This window comes from Burkholderia arboris, assembly GCF_902499125.1.
Taxonomy (GTDB): domain Bacteria; phylum Pseudomonadota; class Gammaproteobacteria; order Burkholderiales; family Burkholderiaceae; genus Burkholderia; species Burkholderia arboris.
The window spans coordinates 1-17,360 of record NZ_CABVPX010000045.1 but is presented as its reverse complement, the minus strand read 5'-3'; the positions used below and the strand labels follow the sequence as shown (position 1 = coordinate 17,360).

Below are 17,360 nucleotides of genomic sequence, written 5' to 3'. Positions count from 1 at the left end.
ACGCGACGCAGCTGGCGCGCACGACGCCGTGCCGCCTACGGAGCGGGAACCGGGGCCATTCGACGCGCTTTGACGGATGCTTCTGCGTCGACCCGGGCCCGCCGCGACTTTCGCGTCGTATTGCCGTGCACCAGGGCATTCAGTGCGCTGGCCACGTTCTGGCCCGCGCTGCTCTGCGGTCCCACCGCATCGCGAAAAGCCTGGAGATGGCGATTCGCGCGGGCCGCTTGTCCTGAACGGAACAGCATGCTGCGCAGTTCGGCGAGTGTCGGCCGCGGCTGCCCGCTCTCTTCCGGATGGCTGCGTAGCCAGATCGCCAGCCGGCGCAGCAGGCTCGCATGCGTCAGCGCCGTCCTGCGAAGCGTGGCCGAGGTCTGCTGATAGCGCCGGATCAATGCTTCGTCGTCGCTCTGGACCGGCTGCCGTTTCCGCGCGGTATCGCCGCGAACCAGCGCATCCAGTGCACTGGGCGTATTTTTACCCGTACTGCTGCGCCTTCCCACCGCTTCGCGGAACGCCTGGACATGCGGATTTTTGCGCGCTGGCCGGTGCGACTCGATCAATTCGGCGCACAACACCGACAAGGTCGGGCGCGGCCTGCCGTCGGCCTCGGGGTTGGCGCGCAACCAATGACCCAACTGGCGCAGCAGGCTCGCGTGGCTCTCGGCTGTTTTCGGCGCGGTATTCGACGCGTATCGGTATGCACGGATCAGCGCTTCATCGTCCACATGCCAGTGTCGGCCTGCGCCGCGCCCTCGCGCTTCCAGCAGATACCGTTCCTGGGTCAACGACGGGATACCGGCCTCCTGCATGAACATTGACAATGTCGATTCCATGGACGGGATGGATTTTTCAGGCAGCGTATGCGGGCGCCACCCGAGGTGCCGGCGTGTCGAGGCGATCGCGCCACGCGTTGATTCACGGCATTGAACGACGTAGCGTATTGCCGTTCGACAGGCCGCTTGGCCATGCCGGGACAACGATGCCGGGAAGCCGCAGGCACATGATCCGCCAGCGTTGCGTCAAGGAACGAGCCGAACACGAAGATGCGTTCCGAAATGCGAGCGACCGCCGTGGCGTTGCTGCACGGCGGGGTGTCGCGATACGGAAAGGCGGGAGCGAAATGGCAACGGGTGCGCTACCCAACGCTCGAACGGCAGAACGCCCCGCGCGTTTCCGGCTTCACATGACGGGCGTGTCACGGCCGGCTGCGGAAGAGACTGGTCCGGGGCCCCGCGCGAGGGCCAACCGTCCGGCCGGGTTCGCGGTGACGACGTTCCGCAAGGGGCTCGCACGCGTTCGCCGGGAGTCGTAGGCGTTACGCGTACGCGAGGATCCCTTCGCCACGCCAGGAAAAAGCTTTCTACGAATCGTTGGTTTGAGCGGCGCGACGCAGCCCGTAGCATGGGCGCGTCAACCTCCTTCCAGCATCGGAATGTCCGCGCAAACAGACAAGGTCGTCCATTGGCTGCTGTCCAGCCTGGCGCCCAGAAGCCAGCTCTTTCACGTCGGCCAGTACTGCGGCGACTGGCAGGCGTCGACCGCCGGCCGTGCCAAGGCAAGCTTCCACGTCATCCTGCATGGATCGGCGTGGCTTCACTTCGCCGACGGGCGCGCCAGCGTCCCGGTTGCCGAAGGCGAAGCCGTGTTCCTGCTGCGCGACGTGCCGCACGGGTTGTCGCCGAGCCCGGTCAATCCGAACGCCTGCACCGTCGCCGGTGACGGCCGGATCGAGCGACGCGGAACGATGCAGACGCTCGACCCGTCGATCGACGGCAGTGTCGGGCTTGCCTGCGGCTTCATCGAATTCCACTCCACCGTCTCGCGCGCAATCGTGTCGCTCCTCCCGGAGTACCTGATCGTGCGGCGCGGCGACGACGCCCATCGCGGCATCCACGGCCTGTTCGACCTGATACGCGCCGAAGGCCGTCATGGCGTCGACGCGCCATCGCCGCTGATCGACAAGCTGGTCGAACTACTGCTGTTCTATGCGGTACGGGACGCCGCCGGGCACGATACCGTGACCAGCGGGCTCGCGTCGCTGATGCAGCGGACCGGCTTCGGCACGCTCCTGGCCGCGATCGTCGACGCGCCCGGCGACGCGTGGACCACCGAGTCGATGGCCGCGCTCGCCAACATGTCGCGCACCGCGTTCTGCAAGCACTTCAGCGAAGCGTCGGGACATCCGCCGATGCAGTTCGTCACGATGGTGCGGATGAGGCTCGCGGCAGACCTGTTGCAGCAGGGCTTGCCGATTTCGCGTGCAGGCGAAATCGTCGGCTATCAGTCGGAGTCGGCATTCGCGCATGCATTCAAGCGCACGATGGGCATGCAGCCCGGCGCATGGCGTCGCGATCGCGACAACGCGTCGCACGCTGCGGCGCGCCTCCACTAACCGGACGGCGCACCGCCGCCCCGCGGGACGAACGCACAGGAATCGCGGATGTTCGCGCATTGTCCGGTGGCGACGCCGCCTCGACAATGTTCTCACTGCCCTTCCGGAGAATCCTGTGAGCCGCCTGCCCTTGCCTGCCATCGAAACGGCCCCCGCGCCGAGCCAGCCGTTCCTGGAGAAATCGCTGCGTGCGAACGGCTTCCTGCCGAACCTGGTGCGCTCGCTCGCGAATGCGCCGGTCGCCCTCGAAACCTATCTGACCGTCTCGGAGATCAACAGCCGCGCGGGCCTCACGTTTGCCGAGCGCGAAGCGGTTCAGATCACCGCGGCCGCCGTCCACGGCTGCGCGTTCTGCGTGGCCGGCCACACCGCGGCGGCGCTGAAAAAGGCGCATGTCGATCGCGCGGACGTGAACGCGTTGCGCGACGGTGAGCCGGTCGCCGATGCGCGGCTGGATGCCGTCGCCGAATTCACGCGTGCGGTGATCGCGACGCGCGGCGCCGTTGCCGACGACGCGCTCGACGCCTTCGTTGCCGCCGGCTTCACCGAAGCGAACGCGCTCGAGGTGGTGCTGGGCGTCAGCCTCGCAACGCTGTGCAACTTCGCGAACAACCTCGCGCGCAACGAACTCAACCCCGAACTGGCGGCATACCGATGGGAACCCCGGACACAGCTCGCCTGACGGCGCCCGCACTCGACGCGTCGTTCGTCGACTGGCTCGACGCGAACGCCACGCCGCTCGACACGAGCGCCGACCTGAAAGCCGAAGTCGTGCCGCGCCTCGCGGCCGCGGGGCTGTTCCGAAGCGGCGTGCCGGCGAGCCTCGGCGGCGCCGGCGGCAGTACCGCGGACGCCATTGCGGGCATCGCCGCGGTGGCCGAGCATTCGCTGGCGGCAGCCTTCGTTCTGTGGGGCCAGCGCAGCTTCATCGAGTATCTGCTGCAAAGCCCCAATACCGCGCTGCGCGAGCGCTGGCTGCCGGCGCTGCTCGACGGCAGTTGCGCCGGTGCCAGCGGCCTGTCGAACGCGATGAAGTATCTGTGCGGGATCGAATCGCTGCAGATCGACGCCACGCAGCACGCGGAAGCGGCCGGCGACTGGCGGCTGACCGGCAGGATGGCCTGGGTGACGAACCTGCGCGCGGAGCAGTTCGTGGTGGCGGCCGCCGTCGCGTTTCCCGATGGCCGCCCGTCCGCGATCGTCGCGATCCCGCATGACGCGCCCGGCCTGGCCCGCAGCGCGGATCTCGACCTGATCGCGCTGCGCGGCAGCAACACCGCCGCGTTGCGTCTCGAGGACGTGCCGACCGATGCCGCGTGGCTGATCCATCCGGATGCGCGAACTTTCCTGCCGGCGGTGCGACCGGCGTTCCTGGGTTTGCAGTGCGGGCTCTCGATCGGGCTTGCGCGTCGCGCGCTGGCCGAAGCGCAGCGTGCGGCGAAGACGTCGCGCGGCATCCTGGGCGCAGAAGTCGAATCGTGCGCGGCCGGGCTGGCCGCCGCATGCGCGCAGCTGTCGAGCGGCCTTGCCGACGGCAGCCTGCGCATGCACCCCGATCGCCTGTTCGAGCTGCGCATCACGCTCGCGACGCTGGTGGCGACCGCCGTGAACCTCGAACTCGAGGCGAGCGGTGGCCGCGGCTATCTGCGCGATGCCGGGCTCGGTTTCGATCGACGCTGGCGCGAAGCGGCGTTCATTCCGATCGTCACGCCCAGCGTGGTGCAGCTGAAGGCGCAACTCGCGGCGCAGTCGCGGAGCATCGCCGCATGACGCCGCCGCTGCTGGACGCCCGCCACCTGACGCTCGGCTACGGCGAGCCGTCGCCCACGATCGTGCTTGCCGATGTCTCGCTGTCGGTCGCTCCGGGCGAAATCGTCGCGCTGATCGGCCCGAGCGGCACCGGCAAGTCGAGCCTCCTGCGCGCGCTGGCCGGCCTCGAGCGGCCGCAATCGGGCACCGTGTCGGTCAACGGCGCGATGCTGCAGGGTCCGCATCCGAAGATCGCGATCGCGTTTCAGGATCCCTGCCTGTTGCCGTGGCTGTCGACCGAACGGAACGTCGCGTTCGGGCTCGCGTTCGAGCATCAGGATCGCCTCACGCGCGATCAGCAACGCGAACGCGTCCGGTCGGCCCTGCGCGCGGTCGGGCTCGAAGCCGCCGCAGCGCTACGCCCGGCCCAGCTCTCCGGCGGCATGGCGCAGCGCGCGGCGCTCGCGCGCGCACTGGCGCGTCAACCGCAGGCCTTGCTGCTCGACGAGCCGTTCTCCGCCCTCGACGAAGTCACGCGCGCCGCGATGCAACAGCTGCTGGCGGGCATCGTCGCGACGACGCGCTGCGCGACGGTACTCGTGACCCACGACATCGACGAAGCGCTGCTCGTGGCCGACCGCATCGTGCTGCTCGGCACGCAAGGCCGTTTCATCGATGCCTGGCAGGTCGATCTTCCGCATCCGCGCGACGCGTTCGTCAGCGAACTCGGCACGATGCGCATCGACATCCTGAAGGCGTTGCAGGCCGGCATGAAGCGCCCGCACGCGTCCGAACTCCACCCCGCTCACTGACCTGTCCCGCCTCCCATGTGCCAGATACCGATGTCGCGCCGCGAATGGCTGAAGCTTGCGACCCTGTTCACCGCGGCCGGCGCCGCCCCGCTGCTGTCCATGGCGAACGCGCATGCCGCAACGGATCCCGATGCGCCCGTTCGCATCGGCTATCTGCCGATCACCGACGCAGCGCCGCTGCTGGTGGCCCACAACAACGGCCTCTTCGCATCCGAAGGGCTGAACGTCGAGCCACCGAAGCTGTTGCGCAGCTGGGCGCAGCTCGTCGAAGCGTTCCTGTCCGGCCAGGTCAACGTCGTGCACCTGCTGTCGCCGATGACGCTCTGGGCACGCTATGGCAGCCGCGCGCCGGCAAAGGTCGTCGCCTGGAACCACGTGAACGGCTCCGGGCTGACGGTCGCGCCCGGCGTCGATTCGCTGCGCGATCTCGGCGGCAAGACCGTCGCGATCCCGTTCTGGTACTCGATCCACAACGTCGTGCTGCAGGACATGCTCCGTCAGCAGGGGCTCGTCCCCGTGCTCAAGCGGCGCGGCACGCCCGGGCCGAACGAGGTCAACCTGGTCGTGATGGCGCCATCGGACATGCTGCCCGCGCTCGCCGCGCGCCAGATCGCCGGGTATATCGTCGCCGAGCCGTTCAACGCGACGGCGGAATTGATGAAGATCGGCAAGATCCTGCGCTTCACCGGCGACGTCTGGCAGAACCATGCGTGCTGCGTCGTGTTCATGCACGAGAACGATCTGGCGCAGCGCCCCGCGTGGTCGCAGAAGGTCGTCAACGCGATCGTGAAGGCGCAGTTGTGGGCGCGCGCGCATCCGCAGGAAACCGCGCAACTGCTGTCGAAGGACGGCACGCACCGCTATACGCCGCACACGCTCGCGGCGCTCGATCGCGTGCTGGTTCCGTCGGCGTCGCTGGCCGACACCTATCGTGCGAGCGGCGCGATCCGTCATGCGGACTGGCGCGGCAAGCGGATCGACTTCCAGCCGTATCCGTTCCCGAGCTACACCGAGGCGCTCGTTCAGCGGTTGAAGCGCACCGTGGTCGACGGCGACGGCGCATTCCTCGCGTCGCTCGACCCGGCGTTCGCCGCGCGCGATCTCGTCGACGACCGGTTCGTGCGCAAGAGCATCGACGCGGTCGGCGGGCTCGCGGCGTTCGGTCAGCCGGCCGCCTTCCGGCGGGAGGAGATCATCGTTGTCTGATGCGCTTGCCACCCGCCGTTCGTCCGCCCGCCAAACACGCGGGGCCCGCGGCTTCCGTTCCCCGGCGCGCATGGCCGCCGGATGGCTCGGCGTGGCCGGCCTCGTCGCGACCGTCGCCGTCTGGTGGGCCGCGATCCACGCATTGACCGAGCCCGGCTCGCTCGGCCGGCAGTTCGCGCCGGACAGCGCGTTTGCGAGCCTGCGGTCGCTGTGCGCGGACGATCACCTGCTCGAGCACGCGCTCGTCAGCCTGCGGCGCATCGGCGTCGGGCTTGGCGCCGCGCTGCTGGCCGGCGTGCCGCTCGGGCTGCTGATCGGCCGCGTGCAATGGATCGAGCGCATGCTGTCGCCGACGTTCCAGTTCCTGCGCATGGTGTCGCCGCTGTCGTGGATGCCGCTCGCCGTGATGTCGTTCGGCATCGGCGACCGTGCGATCTACTTCCTGCTCGGGTTCGCCGCGTTGTGGCCGGTCCTGATGAGCACGGCCGCTGGCGTGACCCAGATCGACCGGCGATGGCTGCAGCTCGGCGCAAGCCTTGCGGCCACCCGCCGCGAGCTCCTGATCCACATCGTGCTGCCTGCCATCGCGGGACCGCTGCTCAACGGCATCCGGCTCGCGATCGGCATCCTGTGGATCGTGCTGGTGCCGGCCGAGATGCTGGGCGTCAGCGCGGGCCTCGGGTACCTGATCCTCGACACGCGCGACCGGCTCGCGTATTCCGAACTGATGGCGGTCATCGTCGTCATCGGCGCGCTGGGCTTCGCGCTCGACGGATTCGCGCGGCTATTGGCCCGGGCGCTGCTGGCGTCCGGCCGCTAGCGCGATGCGCGGCGGCCGGACGGCCCGACGGCCGCGCGCGGCTCAATTCCACGCATGGCGTGCCGGGCGCACGCCGTTCAGGTAGTAGTTGCCGACGAGGTGATATTTCCAGCGCACCGGATCGTGCAGCGTATGCGTGCGCGCGTTGCGCCAATGCCGGTCGAGATTGTGCTCGGCGAGCGTCGATTGCGTGCCGGCCAGCTCGAACAGCTTTTCGCCCGCGAGCAGCGCGACCTCGGTCGTCAGCACCTTTGCTTCGCCGACCGCGACGGACGCACGCGCGACATCGTCTTCGGTCACGTTGCCGCGCGCCGCGATTTCGTCGAGCGTGCGCGCCGCACGTTCGAGCAGCGCCTCGGCCGCATGCAGCTGGATATGCAGATGACCGATCTCGCGAATCGTCAGCGGATCGTCCGTGGCCCGCTCGACGCCGCTGTCGACCCACGGCCGTGTGCGGGTACGCACGAACGCCAGCGTGTCGTCGATGGCCGCCTTCGCGATGCCTGCGTCGATCGCCGCCTGGATGATCTGCGACAGCGGGCCGTTGAGCGTCGGCACGTCCGACACGCGCTGCGCGGGCAGCACGTGCGACGCCGGAACGCGTACCGCATCGAGCACGACCGTGCCGCTCGCGGTCGTGCGCTGCCCGAATCCCGACCAGTCGTCGATCACGGCCAGCCCCGGAGTCGGCTGCGGCACGTATGCAAGCCATGCCTGGTGCGCGTCGTCGAGGCCCAGCACCGGCACGTAGTGCGCGAACAGCGCACCGGTCGAGTAGAACTTGGTGCCGTCGACCCGATAGTCGTCGCCGTCGCGGCGCACGCGTGTCTTCAGGTCGAGTACGTGTTTCGTGCCCTTCTCCGAGAACCCGTTGCCGAAGCGCTTGCCGCTCAGCACTTCCGCGAAGAAGTGACGCTTTTGCGCGTCGGTGCCGGTCAGCGTGATCACGTCGACCAGCCCGAAATGATTCTGCGGCAGCTGCCCGAGCGACGGATCGGCCGCCGCGACGATCTTGATGACTTCGGTCAGCGTCACATGCGACACGCCTGCCCCGCCGTACGCCTTCGGCACCGTGATCGCCCACAGTCCCGACTGCGAAAACCATTCGATTTCGTCGCGCGGCAGGCGGCGCGTGCGATCGCGTTCGGCCGCGCCTTCCGCGAGCCGTTGCGCGAGTGCGTGCGCGGCCGCGATCGCCTGTGCGTCGTCGGCGATCACGTGGGCCGCGCGATGCGCTGCATCGGCCGGACGCTCCTGGATCGTGGCGCTCGTGTCTGACATCTGCCCCTCCTGTCGAATGACGAAAGCGTTCAATCTAGCAGCGCGGCGCGAGCGCTAAAACCGAGCGATTCTCGGAACGATATTCCTTTGGATAACAAACGACCTGTCGATCTTCACACGCGATGCCGCGCTTGTGCGTCGCAATCGACGTACGAACGTCGATGCGTCCCCGCCCGGTTCCGGTAATACGCAGCGGCGATAACCATCTGCGAATCCGTTATTGGAACGCGCGCGTCGCGCTTCCTATACTGGCCTCCCGGCGCAATCGGCCCCGCTCTTCGAGGAACCCCGCATGACTTCGACGCACGCAGCCTCCGACCTTTCCACCGGCACCGACTACGACACGCTCGCGAGCCGGTTTCGGCCGATCTTCGAGCGCATCGCCGCCGGCACCGCCGAACGCGAACGCCGCCGCGAACTGCCGCACGAGGCGATCGGCTGGCTGAAAGCGGCGGGCTTCGGCGCGGTGCGGCTGCCCGCAAGCGCCGGCGGCGCCGCTGCGTCGCTGCCGCAGCTGTTCCGGCTGCTGACCGAACTCGCCACCGCCGATTCCAATCTGCCGCAGGCGTTGCGCGGGCATTTCGCGTTCGTCGAGGACTGGCTGAATGCGCCGGCCGGGCCGCAACGCACGACCTGGTTCGACCGCTTCGCAAGCGGCCAGCTCGTCGGCAATGCCTGGTCGGAGGCCGGCGACGTGCCGCTCGGCCAGACCGTCACGAAGGTATCGGAACAGAACGGCCGGCTCGTGCTGAACGGCCGGAAGTTCTACAGCACGGGCAGCCTGTTCGCCGACTGGATCGACGTGTTCGCGCAGCGCGCGCACGACGGCAGCGACGTGATCGTGGCCGTCGCGACCGCGCAGCCCGGCGTGATTCGCGAGGACGACTGGGACGGCTTCGGCCAGACGACGACCGGCAGCGGCACGACGCGTTTCGAGGATGCGGCCGTCGACGCCGGCAACGTGATCGACTTCGCGCGCCGCTTCAAGTACCAGACCGCGTTCTACCAGCTGTTCCACGTCGCCACGCTGGCGGGCATCGGCCATGCGATCGTGCGCGACGCGGGCGAGCTTGTGCGCAGCCGCACGCGCGTGTACAGCCACGGCAACGCGGCGCGGGCGGGCGACGACGCGCAGCTGCAGCAGGTGATCGGCGAAATCGCGTCGTGGGCGTACGCGGCCGACGCGCTCGCGCTGCGCGCCGCGCAGCCGCTTCAGCTCGCGTACGAGGCGCGCTTCGGCGGCGACGACGCAGCCGAGCACGCGGCGAACGTCGCGGCCGAGATCGAATCCGCGCAGAGCCAGCTCGTCGTGTCCGAACTCGTGCTGCGCGCGGCGACGCGCCTGTTCGACGCGCTCGGCGCATCCGCGACCCGCACCACGGCCGCGCTCGACCGTCACTGGCGCAACGCGCGCACGGTGTCGTCGCACAATCCGCTCGTCTACAAGGCGCGGATCGTCGGCGACTGGGTCATCAACGGCCGCACGCCGCCGTTCGTCTGGCGCGTCGGCAACGGTGCGGGCGCCGACGTGGAAACGGAAGCCGGAGTCGCGCGATGAGCAAGCCCATCCGTTTCAACGCGTTCGAGATGAACTGCGTCGGCCACCAGTCGCCGGGCCTGTGGGCGCATCCGCGCGACCGCTCGTGGCAGTACAAGGATCTCGACTACTGGACCGACCTCGCCCGCGTGCTCGAACGCGGGATCTTCGACGCGATCTTCATCGCGGACGTGATCGGCTACTACGACGTCTACAAGGGCAGCAACTATCACGCGCTGCACCAGGCCGCGCAGATTCCGGTCAACGATCCACTGCAGCTCGCCGCGCCGATCGCAATGGCGACCGAGCATCTCGGCATCGGCATCACCGCGTCGACGACGTTCGAACACCCGTACACGTTCGCGCGCCGGTTGTCGACGGCCGACCATCACACGAAGGGCCGGCTCGCGTGGAACATCGTCACGTCGTACCTGGAGAGCGGTGCGAAGAACGTCGGCGATCACGGCCTGCGCACGCACGATGACCGCTATGCGGTCGCGGCCGAATACGTCGAGGTGCTGTACAAGCTGTTCGAAGGCAGCTGGGAAGATGGCGCGGTGGTGCGCGATCGGGACGGCCGCGTGTTCACGCATCCCGAGAAGGTGCACGAGATCGGCCACAAGGGCCGCTTCTTCGACGTGCCCGGCTATCACCTGTGCGAGCCGTCGCCGCAACGCACGCCGGTGCTGTTCCAGGCCGGTGCGTCCGGCCCCGGCAAGGCGTTCGCCGCGCGGCACGCCGAATGCGTGTTCGTCGCCGCGCCGACCCGCGACCAGCTCGCGCGCTACGTGGCCGACGTGCGCGCGCAGGCCGCTGCCGCCGGGCGCGATCCGGCCGGCGTGCTGATCTACAACCTCGTCACGGTGATCGTCGACGAAACCGACGAGAAAGCGCAGGCCAAGTTCGACGAGTACCGCCGCTATGTGTCGTACGACGGCTCGCTGGTATTCATGTCGGGCTGGACCGGCATCGACTTCGGCCAGTATGCGCCGGCCGATCCCGTGCGGCGCGTCGAGACGAATGCGATCGTGTCGGCGGTCGAGCACCTGTCGGGCGGCGACACCGCGTGGACGATCGAGGCGCTGGCGACCTGGGGCGGCATCGGCGGGATGGGCCCGGTGTTCGTCGGGTCGGCCTCAACCGTCGCGGACATCCTGCAGGAATGGGTGGCCGCGACCGACGTGGACGGCTTCAATCTCGCGTATGCGGTCGCGCATGAAACCTTCGAGGATGTCGTGCGCCACCTCGTTCCGGAGCTGCAGCGGCGCGGCGTGTATCCGACCGCCTATGCGCCGGGTACGCTGCGCGAGAAGCTGTTCGGCGGCGCGGCGCGGCTGCCGGATACGCATCCGGCCGCGCAGTTTCGCGATATCGAGCAGGTCAAGCGCGATGCGGAGCAGGAAGCGGTCAGCGCATAACGAACGGCAACGTCCAGGCCGGTATGCCCGTGTACGGGGCAACCGGCTTCAGCACAAACGGCTTCGTGCGGCCCGGCGAAGCCGTTTGTGTTTACGGGGAGCGGCGAGCGCCCTCCCGCCAACGCTCACGCGGCGCTTTCGTCGTCGATGTCGCGCGCCGTCGGTTCGTAGCGCACGATCAGCAGGAACACGATCGGCGTGACCGCGCTGATCGCGACGACCCAGAACATGTCGGTACCGAGACGGGCTTGCAGGATCGGCAGCACGAACAGCGCCAGCGCCTGGCCGATGCCGCACAGCGATCGCCCGAAGCCGACGCCGGTGCCGCGGATCGCGGCCGGATAGGACAGCGTCGGATAGATCATCATCTGCGCGCCCGGCCCGAAGCCTTCCGCGAACAGCCACGTACCGAGCATCAGCAGCACGGCGCCAACCGCGAGTGCGCCGTGCGGATGCCCCGCCAGCGCGAGCGCGACGAGTGCGACCGTTTGCAGCGCGAACCCCGCGATCGCGACATGGCGCGACGGGTACCGATACGCGAGGCGCATGCCCAGCAAGCCGCCGGTAAACGCGAACAGCACGTTCAACGCGAGCGAGGCCGCGATCGTCTCGAACACGCCCGCGCCGAGAAACTGCGACAGGATCGACGGCAGGAAGAACGCGATCGCCGTGTATTCGAACGGAATGCACAGGTTCATCACGCTGGCGACGATCGTGCGCCCGAGATACGGGCGCTGGAACAGCACGCGAATCCGCACGGGCGGCGGGCCCGGCTCGCGTCGCGTATCCTCCGCTTCGTGGGCGTGAATGCCGTACGATTCGCGCAGGATGCGCGCGGCATTGGCCAGATCGCCCTGGTTCGCGGCCCACAGCGGCGATTCGTTCATGAACCGGTTCCGGAACAGGATGATGACGAGCGCGGGCACCGCGCCGAAGATCAGCGACGCGCGCCACAGCCAGCCCGCATGCTCGGCCGGCAACAGGAAATACAGGCCGAAGATCAGCAGGAAACAGACCGACGACGCGACGTACCACATCGGGCACCACGCCGCGAGCCGCGACGCCTTGTTGCCGCGACCGTTGAACTTCGAGAATTCGGCGAGAAACGCCATCGCGACGGACAGGTCGATGCCGACGCCGAGCCCCATCACGAAGCGGGCGCCGATCAGCACCCAGACGTTCGGTGCGAGCCCGGCCGCGATCGCCGCGACGACGAAGAACAGCATGTCGGCCATGAACACCTGGTAGCGGCCGATCCGGTCGGTCAGCCAGCCGCCGATCAGGCTGCCGAAGATCGTGCCGATCATGATCGCCGACCCGACCAGCCCGGTCAGCGCGGGCGTGAGGCCGAACTCGCGCGCGACGTCGTCGATGCCGTAAGACAGCGTCGTCAGGTCATACGCATCGAGAAACACGCCGCCGAGCGCCAGCAGCACGATCATCCGCGCATGGCTGACCGAACTGTCGACCGTGTTGATCAGGCGCGCGACGTCGCTCGCCGAGCGGATCGGGGAAGAGGCCGGGGTGACCGGGTCCAGGTGGATCGAACTCATCGCATTCCTTAATTTCACGCCGGATGACCGGCGATGTTCGCGTGGCGCGGGAAACCGGGCGTGCACATTCGCGGAGCGTCAGGCCATCCCGCGAAGGCGGTCCCGCTGCCGGCGAGGCCCGGCAGCCGAAATTCTGTTCCCCCGGTCCGGCAATCCCAAGCGATATAAAGCGATTAATTAATCGCCCTGCGTCATAAAGTTGCGCGGCCGGTGCGCTTAGCAGCCGCGCGCATGTTCAATCGCGGATTTCTTCGTTAACGGATCGCCGGCGCTTGGGTACATTAGCCCGCTACCCTGCCTGTTCGCGGCGCATTGCCGCTCTTCCGGAGATTCCCCGATGAAGCTGTTCTGGTCCCGCGCGTGGCAATCCGCGGCCCTCGTCATTGCCGCGCTCGCCGGTCTCGCATCGATGCCGGCCCACGCGGCGACGCCCGCGGAAATCCGCGTCGACTATGCGTACTACTCGCCCGAGAGTCTCGTGATCCGCCACTTCGGCTGGCTCGACGACGAGTTCAAGGCCGACCGGACGTCGATTCGCTGGGTGCTGAGCCTCGGCAGCAATCGCGCGCTCGAATACCTGAACAGCGGCGCGGTCGATTTCGGTTCGGCCGCCGGGCTGGCGTCCGTGCTCGCGCGCGCGAACGGCAATCCGATCCGCACGGTCTACGTCTTCTCGCGTCCCGAGTGGACGGCGCTCGTCGTACGCAAGGATTCCCCGATCCGCTCGCTTGCCGACCTGAAGGGCAAGAAAATCGCCGCGACGCGCGGCACCGATCCGTTCCTGTTCACGCTGCGGGCGCTGCACTCGGCCGGCCTGACGCGCGACGACGTCGAGATCGTCAACCTGCAGCATCCGGACGGCCGCACCGCCCTCGCGAACGGTCAGGTCGATGCATGGGCCGGGCTCGATCCGCACATGGCGGCCGCCCAGCTCGACGACGGCGCGCGCCTGCTGTATCGCAACGTCGCGTTCAATACGTACGGGTTCCTGAATGTGCGCGACGCGTTCGCCAGCCAGTATCCGCAGGCGGTTGCGCGCGTGCTGAAGGTCTACGACCGCGCGCGCCAGTGGATCGTTGCGCATCCGGCCGAAACCGCGCAGATCGTCGCCGACGAATCGAAGGTGTCGTTGCCGGTCGCGCGGCTGCAGCTCCAGCGCAACGACTTCAGCGATCCGGTGCCGGGCGACACCCAGCGCGCGGCGCTGAAGGCCGCCGCGCCCGTGCTGACGGCCGAGCAGCTGACCAAGCCCGGCGTCGATCCCGCGAAGATCGTCGATACGCTGATCGATCCGTCGTTCGCGCGCCCGATCGTCGCTGCGTCGCACTGAGCTGGCCGCCGATGACGGACACCGCTGCCCGGGACGATGCGCTTGCGCCCCGCCGTCCGGCCCCGCCCGAAGCGAGCCGGCGCGACCCGCTTCGCGGGTGGCGCATCGCAGGGCTCGCACTGCCGTTCGCCGCGCTCGCGCTGCTGGAGTGCGCCGTGCGCCAGGGCTGGCTGCCGGATCGCCTCGTCCCGGCGCCCAGCGAGATTCTCGATACGCTCGCGCGCATGGGTGTCACGCGGGTCGCACGCCATGTCGCTGCGAGTGCGTTGCGGGTGGCGGCGGGTTTTGCAGCCGGCGCCGGGCTCGCGCTCGTCGTCGGCGCGGCGATGGGCCTGAGCCGTCGGATCGACGCGCTGCTCGAGCCGACGTTTCAGGCGCTGCGCGCGATTCCTTCGCTCGCATGGGTGCCGGTGCTGCTGCTGTGGCTCGGTATCGACGAAGCGCCGAAGATCACGCTGATCGCCATCGGCGCATTCTTCCCGGTCCATCTTGCGGTGGTCGCCGGCATTCGCGACGTCGACCGCAAGCTCGTCGAGCTCGGCGCGGTGTACCGGCTCGGCCCATTGGCGCTGTTCCGTCGCATCCTGCTGCCGGCCGCGCTGCCGCAGATCGTCACCGGCCTGCGCACCGGCCTCAGTCTCGCGTGGATGTTCATGGTGGCCGCGGAGCTGATCGCGGCTACCCGCGGCCTCGGTTTCCTGTTGAGTGACGGCCGCGAAACCGGGCGCCCCGATCTCGTATTCGGCGCGATCCTGCTGCTCGCGTTGCTCGGCAAGCTGACCGATGGCGCGATGCGCCGCATCGAGTTGCGCTGGCTCGGCTGGCGCGATGCGTTCGACAGCGTGCCGCGGGAGGTGTCGAAATGAGTGCACATCCTTCGGCCCGCCCGGCCGCCGGCACCGATACGCCGCTGCTCGACCTGCGGATCGTCCGCAAGCTGTATGGCGGTCGCACGATCCTCGCCGACGTCGCGCTGCAGGTCGCACGCGGCGAGATCGTCTGCGTGGTCGGCCCGAGCGGTTGCGGGAAGAGCACGCTGCTGCGGATCGTCGCCGGGCTCGACGCCGACTTTCGCGGCAGCGTGACGCTGGACGGTAGCGCGCTCGCCGGACCGTCCGCGCGCGTCGGCGTGATCTTCCAGGAGCCGCGGCTGCTGCCGTGGCTATCGATCGCGGACAACGTCGGTTTCGCGGCCGGCCTACGAGGCGGCCGCGCGCCGAGCGTCGCCCGGTTGCTCGACGAAGTGGGCCTGGCGGGCGTCGCGCGGCAACTGCCGGCCACGTTGTCGGGCGGAATGGCGCAACGCGCCGCGATCGCGCGCGGGCTGTTCGGCGAACCGGATCTGCTGTTGCTCGACGAACCGTTCAGCGCGGTCGATGCGATCACCCGGATGCGCCTGCAGACGCTGCTGCTCGATGTCGTCCACCGGCACCGGATGGCCGCGATCGTCGTCACGCACGATCTCGACGAGGCGCTGTATCTCGGCGATCGCGTGCTGATGCTCGCGCCGAACCCGGGCCGTATCGACGGCGAAATCCACGTCGATGTCGCGCGGCCGCGCGATCGGCGCGATCCGTCGCTGGCGGCGCAGCGCGCGCGGCTGCTCGATGCGTTCCAGCGCTTTCACGATCGCGCGGTAGGCGACGCGGCCTGAACCACGGCCACGCCTGCCTGAAATCGCGTGCCTGCGCGCCCCGGATTGCGCCATGCGGGCAGCGCGACACGCGCATTCATTGCCGCGACGCTGACTGGACGAACGCGGCCAGATCGCGATTGAACCGCTCGGCCGCCTCGATGAACGGCGCGTGCCCCGACTCCGCGTACACCTTGCTGACCACACGCGGATTCAGCGCAGCCGCGCGCGCCAGCGTCGCGTCCGTATCGACGAGCGCGTCGCGACCGCCGTAGATGAAAAGCAGCGGCACGTGCGCGTGGCCGAGCCCCGCGGCCGCGAAGACCGTCATCGTCGGGACGGCCTTCTGCATGTCCCACGATGCCATCGCGGCGTTGGCGACCAGCCGCTCGAACGTGGCGGCGTCCGGTCGATGGTTGAAGCACAGACCGACGAAGGTGCGTTCGCCGTCGAGATGCGTTTTCAGATCCGGCGCGTTCATGTCCCGGTAAACATCGGGATGCGCGACGATCTGATCCCGCGCAAGCTCCACCACGCCGTCGACATACACCGCGCCGGCGATCCCGTGATCGCCGTACCTGGCGAGGTAATTCGAGATCACGACGCCGCCGAGCGACCAGCCGACCACGACGGGTTTGCGCGCATGCGCCCCCTGGATGACCGCCGCAAGATCGTCACCCCAACGGTTTCCGTCGCGATACGGTTCCGCGCCGGACGGCTTGTCCGACAGGCCGTGACCGCGCAGATCGTAGGTAATGATCCGGTAGCGCCGCAATGCGGGGCTCGCCACCTGGGCGTCCCAGTTCAGGCGACTGCCGAGCAGACCGTGGATCAGGATGACCGGCGGGCCGTCCGGGTCGCCGCTTTCCTGAACGGCCAGCTTGGCCCCGTCCGTCGAGCTGACCGTATAGCTCACGGGCGCGGCGGCCGCGGCGCTGGCGAATGCGACCGGCATCGCCCACGCGATCGCGGCAATCAGCAGGTTGATCAGCGATCGGAATTTCATGATGTTTTCCTGAAAGAGTGGCCGGAACGCCCAGTCTCAACCCTCACACCTGTGTGAGAGTCAAGCGGTTCGTGCTAACCTGCCTTTCATGAAAAATCCGTCTGCGCAGGCACACCTGACCATCGGCGAGCTCGCCCAACTCACCGGCGCGAGCGTGCGATCGATCCGGCACTACGACGAGCACGGCCTGCTCGCGTCGGTGCGGGCGGCCAACGGCTATCGCATGTTCCCCGACAAGGTGGTAACGCAGGTCAAACAGATTCAGCGCATGATCGCGACCGGTTTCACCATCGACGATATTCGCGGCTTTCCGGACTGCATGCTGCTGATTGACGGCGCCCGCTCGTGCGATCAGATCACCGACGTCCAGCGGGAACGCCTCGAAGCCATCGACCGTCAGATCGCGGATCTCGAGAAACGGCGCGCGAGGCTCGTGAAAACTTTGCAGGATGGCGCGGTGCCTCCGCTCGACTGACGCGCCGGCATTCCCGGCCGCCGCTCCTCGCTTCTCGCTCCTCGCTCCTCGCTTCTCGCTCCTCGCTTCTCGCTTCTCGCTTCTCGCTTCTCGCTTCTCGCTTCTCGCTTCTCGCTTCTCGCTTCTCGCTTCTCGCTTCTCGCTT

Annotated in this window: 16 protein-coding genes; 12 read left to right on the top strand and 4 right to left on the bottom strand. The window is 68.5% G+C overall.

Annotation, left to right across the window (positions count from 1 at the left end; all coding sequences use genetic code 11):
- Positions 1–35: 35 nt before the first annotated feature.
- Positions 36–818 (bottom strand): hypothetical protein, encoded by a 783-nt coding sequence (locus BLA15945_RS34650; protein ID WP_174994476.1) that lies wholly within the window; start codon positions 816–818, stop codon positions 36–38.
- 617 nt (positions 819–1,435) lie between these two features.
- On the opposite strand from BLA15945_RS34650, the gene BLA15945_RS34645 reads away from it, so the two are divergent.
- From BLA15945_RS34645 to BLA15945_RS34620, 6 genes are all read left to right on the top strand, one after another.
- Complete coding sequence (locus BLA15945_RS34645; RefSeq protein ID WP_174994475.1) at positions 1,436–2,395, top strand: AraC family transcriptional regulator; 960 nt, start codon at positions 1,436–1,438, stop codon at positions 2,393–2,395.
- Positions 2,396–2,510: 115 nt separating this feature from the next.
- Positions 2,511–3,077, top strand: a complete 567-nt coding sequence (locus BLA15945_RS34640; RefSeq protein WP_059241525.1) for a carboxymuconolactone decarboxylase family protein — start codon at positions 2,511–2,513, stop codon at positions 3,075–3,077.
- Complete coding sequence (locus tag BLA15945_RS34635; RefSeq protein ID WP_174994474.1) at positions 3,050–4,165, top strand: acyl-CoA dehydrogenase family protein; 1,116 nt, start codon at positions 3,050–3,052, stop codon at positions 4,163–4,165. The genes BLA15945_RS34640 and BLA15945_RS34635 overlap by 28 nt, the downstream gene beginning before the upstream one ends.
- Positions 4,162–4,956, top strand: coding sequence for an ABC transporter ATP-binding protein (locus BLA15945_RS34630; RefSeq protein ID WP_059241521.1), 795 nt, complete (start codon positions 4,162–4,164; stop codon positions 4,954–4,956). Before BLA15945_RS34635 ends, BLA15945_RS34630 begins: the two co-directional genes overlap by 4 nt.
- Before the next feature lie 15 nt (positions 4,957–4,971).
- Positions 4,972–6,162 carry an ABC transporter substrate-binding protein gene (locus BLA15945_RS34625; RefSeq protein ID WP_174994473.1) on the top strand — a complete coding sequence of 397 codons (1,191 nt, stop codon included), beginning with the start codon at positions 4,972–4,974 and terminating at the stop codon, positions 6,160–6,162.
- Complete coding sequence (locus BLA15945_RS34620; RefSeq protein ID WP_174994472.1) at positions 6,155–6,982, top strand: ABC transporter permease; 828 nt, start codon at positions 6,155–6,157, stop codon at positions 6,980–6,982. The genes BLA15945_RS34625 and BLA15945_RS34620 overlap by 8 nt, the downstream gene beginning before the upstream one ends.
- A 42-nt stretch (positions 6,983–7,024) precedes the next feature.
- Here the strand turns inward: BLA15945_RS34620 and BLA15945_RS34615 are convergent, their stop codons facing one another.
- Positions 7,025–8,263, bottom strand: a complete 1,239-nt coding sequence (locus tag BLA15945_RS34615; RefSeq protein WP_174994471.1) for an SfnB family sulfur acquisition oxidoreductase — start codon at positions 8,261–8,263, stop codon at positions 7,025–7,027.
- A gap of 292 nt (positions 8,264–8,555) precedes the next feature.
- Between BLA15945_RS34615 and BLA15945_RS34610 the strand changes: the two genes are divergently transcribed.
- Entirely contained in the window at positions 8,556–9,821 is a 1,266-nt protein-coding gene (locus BLA15945_RS34610) for an acyl-CoA dehydrogenase family protein (RefSeq protein WP_174994470.1), read from the top strand.
- Positions 9,818–11,218, top strand: coding sequence for an LLM class flavin-dependent oxidoreductase (locus tag BLA15945_RS34605; protein WP_174994469.1), 1,401 nt, complete (start codon positions 9,818–9,820; stop codon positions 11,216–11,218). The genes BLA15945_RS34610 and BLA15945_RS34605 overlap by 4 nt, the downstream gene beginning before the upstream one ends.
- A 125-nt stretch (positions 11,219–11,343) precedes the next feature.
- Here BLA15945_RS34605 and BLA15945_RS34600 read toward each other — a convergent pair whose 3' ends face one another.
- The gene (locus BLA15945_RS34600; RefSeq protein WP_174994468.1) at positions 11,344–12,771 is read right to left on the bottom strand and encodes an MFS transporter; all 1,428 of its coding nucleotides are present in this window, start codon (positions 12,769–12,771) and stop codon (positions 11,344–11,346) included.
- Positions 12,772–13,108: 337 nt separating this feature from the next.
- Here BLA15945_RS34600 and BLA15945_RS34595 point away from each other — a divergent pair, with 337 nt between their 5' ends.
- From BLA15945_RS34595 to BLA15945_RS34585, 3 genes are read left to right on the top strand one after another with little or no spacing between them, the layout of a single operon-like run.
- Positions 13,109–14,101, top strand: a complete 993-nt coding sequence (locus tag BLA15945_RS34595; RefSeq protein WP_059241506.1) for an aliphatic sulfonate ABC transporter substrate-binding protein — start codon at positions 13,109–13,111, stop codon at positions 14,099–14,101.
- 11 nt (positions 14,102–14,112) lie between these two features.
- Entirely contained in the window at positions 14,113–14,967 is an 855-nt protein-coding gene (locus BLA15945_RS34590) for an ABC transporter permease (RefSeq protein WP_059241504.1), read from the top strand.
- Entirely contained in the window at positions 14,964–15,755 is a 792-nt protein-coding gene (locus tag BLA15945_RS34585; protein WP_059241502.1) for an ABC transporter ATP-binding protein, read from the top strand. Before BLA15945_RS34590 ends, BLA15945_RS34585 begins: the two co-directional genes overlap by 4 nt.
- A 76-nt stretch (positions 15,756–15,831) precedes the next feature.
- On the opposite strand, the gene BLA15945_RS34580 is transcribed toward BLA15945_RS34585, so the two are convergent.
- The gene (locus BLA15945_RS34580; RefSeq protein ID WP_174994467.1) at positions 15,832–16,740 is read right to left on the bottom strand and encodes an alpha/beta fold hydrolase; all 909 of its coding nucleotides are present in this window, start codon (positions 16,738–16,740) and stop codon (positions 15,832–15,834) included.
- Positions 16,741–16,828: 88 nt separating this feature from the next.
- Here BLA15945_RS34580 and BLA15945_RS34575 point away from each other — a divergent pair, with 88 nt between their 5' ends.
- Positions 16,829–17,215 (top strand): MerR family transcriptional regulator, encoded by a 387-nt coding sequence (locus tag BLA15945_RS34575; RefSeq protein WP_174994466.1) that lies wholly within the window; start codon positions 16,829–16,831, stop codon positions 17,213–17,215.
- Positions 17,216–17,360: the final 145 nt, after the last annotated feature.